Here is a 4,129-nt window from a genome sequence, read left to right as displayed (position 1 = left end):
ATTAAACGCCTGGGTTCCGGCATCTATACCTATATGCCGATGGGCCTGAAAGTGATCCGTAAGGTCGAAGCGATCGTGCGCGAAGAAATGAACAAATCCGGCGCCATCGAGCTGCTGATGCCGCTGGTGCAGCCGGCCGAGCTTTGGCAGGAGACTGGCCGCTGGGACAAGATGGGTCCTGAGCTGATGCGCGTGAAAGACCGCCACGGCCGCGACTACGCCATCCAGCCGACCTCGGAAGAAGTGATCACCGACGTGGTGCGCGGCGAGATCAAATCCTACCGCCAGCTGCCGTTGAATTTTTACCACATTCAGACCAAGTTCCGCGACGAGCGCCGTCCACGCTTCGGCCTGATGCGCGGCCGCGAGTTCACCATGAAGGATGCCTATTCCTTCGACCGCGACCTGGAAGGCATGCAGAAGTCCTACCAGATCATGTACGACGCCTACACCCGCATCTTCACCCGCTTCGGCCTGAAGTTCCGCGCCGTGGCGGCGGACAACGGCGCCATCGGCGGTACTGGCTCGCATGAATTCCACGTGATCGCCTCCACCGGCGAAGACGCGCTGATTTACTGCCCGACCTCGGACTACGCGGCCAATATCGAAGCGGCTGAAGCCATCGCTACCGGCACCCGTGCCGCCGCATCGGCTGCGCTGACCAAGACTTCCACGCCGAAAGCGGCCAAGTGCGAAGAGGTTGCCAAGCTGCTCAACATCGACCTGAAGCAGACCCTGAAGACCATCGCCCTAACTGTGGAAAAGGAAGACGGCAAGAAGGAATATTTCATGCTGCTGCTGCGCGGCGATCACGAGCTGAACGAAATCAAGGCCAGCAAGGTGCCGGGCCTGGCGCAGAACCGCTTCTCGACCGAAGCCGAAATTCAGGAAGTGTACGGCTGCGTGCCGGGCTACCTGGGGCCGATCGGCACCAAGGCGCCTGTCACCGTGGTGGCTGACCGCACCGTGGCCCTGATGGCCGACTTCGTAACCGGCGCCAACGAAGCCGATTTCCACTTCACCGGCGCCAACTGGGGCCGCGACGTGGCCGAGCCTGCGATCATCGCCGATCTGCGCAATGTGGTGGAAGGCGATCCTTCGCCGGACGGCAAAGGCGTGCTGGCGATCGAGCGCGGCATCGAAGTGGGCCACGTGTTCCAGCTGGGCACCGCCTACTCGCAGTCCATGCAGGCCACCTACCTGGACGAAAACGGCAAGCCTGCTCCGCTGCAGATGGGCTGCTACGGTATCGGCATCACCCGTATCCTGGGCGCTGCGATCGAGCAGAACTACGACGACAAGGGCATCATCTGGCCGACCTCGCTGGCCCCGTTCGAACTGGTGCTGTGCCCGATGGGCATGGACCGCTCCGAGCTGGTGAAGGAGGAAACGGAGAAACTGTACGYCGCGGCGCAAGCGGCCGGCATCGACGTGATCGTGGACGACCGCGGCCTGCGCCCGGGCGCCATGTTCGCGGACTGGGAACTGATCGGCGTGCCGCACCGCGTCGTGATCGGCGAGCGTGGCCTGAAGGAAGGCAACCTGGAATATCAGGGCCGCCGCGATGCCGAAGCCACGCCTGTGCCGCTGGCCGACATCGTCTCCTTCGTCAAGGCCAAAGTGCAGCAGTGATGCCCGCCGCAGCCAAGCCGCCCCGCACCGGCCGCGAACGCCGCCGCTGGTGGGCGCGGCCGCTGCGCTGGTGGCATGTGCTGGCCTTCTCGGCCGGCGTGCTGACGGCGCCCTTCGGCTTTGCCGGCAACCAGCAGGAAGAAGCGCTGGCCGACTCGGTGCGGCTGGCGCTGTCGAACGCGATTCTGGATGCGCATCCGCCCAAACCGGCGTTTGCCAATGCGGCCGACAAGGCGTCCTACGACGTGTGGTTCACCGCGATGTCCGGCCGGCTCACACGCAAGCTGCCGGATGAAATGCAGCGCCGCGAATTCCTCGAAACCGCCTGGTACGAAGCACGCCGCGCCGGACTCGATCCGGGGCTGGTGCTGGGACTGATCCAGGTCGAATCGGCCTATCGCAAATACGCGGTGTCGATCGTCGGCGCGCGCGGCTATATGCAGGTGATGCCGTTTTGGACCAACATCATTGGCGACAGCGACCGCCGCAAGCTGTTCAATATGCAGACCAACCTGCGCTACGGCTGCGCCATCCTGCGCATGTACCTCGACATGGAAGGCGGCAACCTGTTCATGGCTCTGGGCCGCTACAACGGCAGCCGCGGACGTCCCGAATATCCCAACGCCGTGCTCGCGGCCTGGAACAAATGGAAAATGTAATCCGCTATCTGTGCTGCGCCGCCTTGCTGACCTTGAGCCTGGGCGCGGCCGCCAGGCAGCCCGGCGCGGGCGATGACGAGGGTTACAACGAGTTCACCATTCGCGCGTCTCACTATCCCGCCGACGCGCCGCGCTTCGAAAATTACCCGGCCACGATTTACCTGGGGCCTCTGGCGCCAACCCATTGGCGCGCCAGCGCGGAGTCGCGCCTGTTCCGCACGCAGATCAAGGAGTGGGGCAAGGAACGCCCCAATTTTGCAGGGCACTACACACTTGCCAAGTGGGGTTGCGGTACGGACTGCACCATGTTCGCCTTCATCGACACCCGCACAGGGAAGGTCTATTTCGACCACATCGCCACGAATGTCGCGGTCAACGTGCATCAGGACTTGCTGCCGGGTGGCGACTGGCATGGATCGGGAGCCTTGCGCTTCAAAGCGGACAGCCGTCTGCTTGTGTTGATCGGCATGCCGAACGAAGATCCAAAGCTGCGCGGCATTTCGTTTTATGAGTGGACCGGCCAGCGGCTGAAGTTGGTCCGCCGCGTGCCGGTAGCATGGTATCCGGATAAGCCCTAATCAGCGTTTGCCGACTTCCCAGGTGCGGATCGACTCGGGCAGCAGTATGGTGCTGGCCACGGACATGGCTGTCAGCAGAACCGCTGGCCAAAGCAGGCCAAGCGGCAGCAGAGGCGCTACCAGCATGGTGGCGCCGGCCACTGCGGCAAAGGACAGGAACATCGTCAAACCGGCGCCTTTCCCGGCGTCTTCTCCCGCAGCCTGAAGCGCGCCTGCCATGGTGGATGGTCCGCGGATGCCGAGCCCCGCGCAGAACAGCGCCCACAATGCAGTCAGCTCCAGGTGATTGAAGCTGTCCTCCCACGCCAGCCAGGTCATGATGAACCCGGCAAGCATCTGCAGTCCGCTGCCTGTACGCAGCAGGTTTTCCGGCCCCCATTGCGTTACGCGGTGCATGGCTACCGTCGCGCCACCCATGAAGGCCAGCACGCCGCAGATCTGCAGCACCGCGAAAGCGCGAATGCTCAGCCCCATCGACAACGTGACGATGACCGGCGCGCTGGCGACGAACATCAGCAGGGCGCCGAACATCAGCGCATAACTGAGCGCAAAGCGCAGATAGCCGCGGTTGCGCAGCAAAGGCGTGTAGACCAGTAACAGCGCGCCACGATCAGCGCCAAGACGCGACGTTGTGCGCTTGGCGGGGGRACTGCCGACAATGCGCGCGGCCAACGGCATCAACAGCAGCGACAAGGCGGTAATCACCCAGAACGTCACGCGCCAGTCGGCATACAGCACGATCGCTGCACCAACTGCCGGACTTAATGCGGGGATGGTCGATTCCGCCATTGCCACCATCGCCAGGGCCTTGACAGAATCGGCTTCGGAAAAGCGGCGCCGGATCAAGGCGGGCACGGCGACCGTAGCAGCGCCTGCGCCCAGGCCCTGCACCAGCCGGCCGGCCAGCATGGCGCCAATGTCCGGCGCAAGCGCGCACAGCAGGCTGCCGCCTGCCAGCAGCGCCGTACCGAACAGGATGGTGGTGCGGTCACCGAAATGATCCGCCGCCCAGCCCCACACCAGCTGCGACAAGGCCAGCGCAATCATGAACAGCGCCATCGTCGCCTGCGCCGACGGCACGGACGCATGCAGTTCCGCGCCCATGGCAGGCAAAGCTGGCAGATAAAGATCGGAAGCGAGCAGGCCAACCGCAGTCAGGCTGGCGAGAGGCAGGGCGATGAGCTGAGGCTTCATATTTCGCGATGGGGTCAGGCACTAAATGGTACATAAGCTCGCTTTGCAAGCGAGCTTATGTACCAT

General features: G+C 63.7%; 4 protein-coding genes. 3 read left to right on the top strand and 1 reads right to left on the bottom strand.

Features of this window, described 5'->3' with window-relative positions:
* The 3 genes from AB4Z11_RS25175 to AB4Z11_RS25165 all read left to right on the top strand — a co-directional run.
* On the top strand, nt 1–1,632 hold a 1,632-nt coding region (locus AB4Z11_RS25175; protein ID WP_442028513.1), incomplete at its 5' end, for a proline--tRNA ligase.
* Complete coding sequence (locus tag AB4Z11_RS25170; RefSeq protein ID WP_442028511.1) at nt 1,632–2,291, top strand: lytic transglycosylase domain-containing protein; 660 nt, start codon at nt 1,632–1,634, stop codon at nt 2,289–2,291. The genes AB4Z11_RS25175 and AB4Z11_RS25170, both read left to right, overlap by 1 nt.
* Complete coding sequence (locus AB4Z11_RS25165; RefSeq protein ID WP_442028510.1) at nt 2,279–2,869, top strand: hypothetical protein; 591 nt, start codon at nt 2,279–2,281, stop codon at nt 2,867–2,869. Before AB4Z11_RS25170 ends, AB4Z11_RS25165 begins: the two co-directional genes overlap by 13 nt.
* Here AB4Z11_RS25165 and AB4Z11_RS25160 read toward each other — a convergent pair whose 3' ends face one another.
* Complete coding sequence (locus AB4Z11_RS25160) at nt 2,870–4,063, bottom strand: MFS transporter (RefSeq protein WP_442028509.1); 1,194 nt, start codon at nt 4,061–4,063, stop codon at nt 2,870–2,872. It abuts the gene before it with no gap.
* Nucleotides 4,064–4,129: the final 66 nt, after the last annotated feature.

This window comes from Pseudoduganella sp. RAF53_2 (assembly GCF_052113985.1).
Lineage (GTDB): Bacteria > Pseudomonadota > Gammaproteobacteria > Burkholderiales > Burkholderiaceae_D > Rugamonas.
The sequence above is the reverse complement of the archived record's forward strand: the minus strand, read 5'-3'. Positions and strand labels throughout refer to the sequence as shown.

What these genes read in the sequence shown, in the direction of transcription:
- AB4Z11_RS25170 (WP_442028511.1), top strand. Translation starts at nt 1,632, where the DNA reads ATGCCCGCCGCAGCCAAGCCGCCCCGCACCGGCCGCGAACGCCGCCGC.
- AB4Z11_RS25165 (WP_442028510.1), top strand. Translation starts at nt 2,279, where the DNA reads ATGGAAAATGTAATCCGCTATCTGTGCTGCGCCGCCTTGCTGACCTTG.